The organism is Leisingera sp. JC1 (assembly GCF_001679925.1).
GTDB lineage: Bacteria > Pseudomonadota > Alphaproteobacteria > Rhodobacterales > Rhodobacteraceae > Leisingera.
Window position 1 is genome coordinate 1 of the sequence record NZ_LYUZ01000053.1, and the last position, 731, is coordinate 731.

General features: G+C 68.0%; 1 protein-coding gene. It reads left to right on the top strand.

What is annotated here, in order from left to right; translation table 11 throughout:
• Positions 1–535, top strand: a 535-nt coding sequence (locus A9D60_RS26500) for a hypothetical protein (protein ID WP_217492037.1), incomplete at its 5' end; no start/stop codon positions are given.
• Positions 536–731: the final 196 nt, after the last annotated feature.

Here is a 731-nt window from a genome sequence, read left to right on the forward strand (position 1 = left end):
GGGCGGGAGCATGCTGCTGTGCGGCGATCCGGGCAGCGGCAAGTCGACCTTGTCGGTTGCGCTGCACGGCGAAGGCTTCCGCCTGGAAGGGGATGATCTGGCAGTGCTGCGCAGCGGCGGCCAGGTGATGTCCCTGCCCTTTCCGGCGACCCTGAAATGCGGCTCGCTGCCCCTTCTTGCGCAGCGCCTGCCGGGGCTTGAGGACCTGCCGGACTATTTGCGCCCGGACGGCAAGCGGGTCCGCTACCGGGCTTTGGACGCCGGGGCGTTTCCGGCGCGCCCGGTCCGCTGCGTGCTGTTCCTGGACAGAAGCCCGGACACTCCGGCCGGGCTTGCGCCTGTCACCGCGGAAGAGGAGATCATCCGGATGATGCTGGCGTCCTGCTGGTCGCCGGACGACCGCCTGTCGGGGGACGGGTTTGAATCGCTGGCTGCGCTGATAGGCTCCGCGCGGTTCTTCCGCGCCCGCTTTGACGGTCTTGATCAGGCCTGCGGCTTGGCCCGCGAGGCTTGGAGCCTTGCGGGGAGCGGTTGATCAGGTGCCTTTTACCCCCGACTGCGCTGGAGATTTTGGCGGAATGCCTGCAGGGGCGGGTGCCCCGGGACCCGGACTGGGAGCTGATCATCGGCTGCGCCAATGACAACCTTGTCGGCCCGCTCTTGTACAGAAGGCTGGTCCAGTCCGGTCAGGCCGCGCAGATTGATCCCGAGGCCCTGAGTTACCTGGCCTC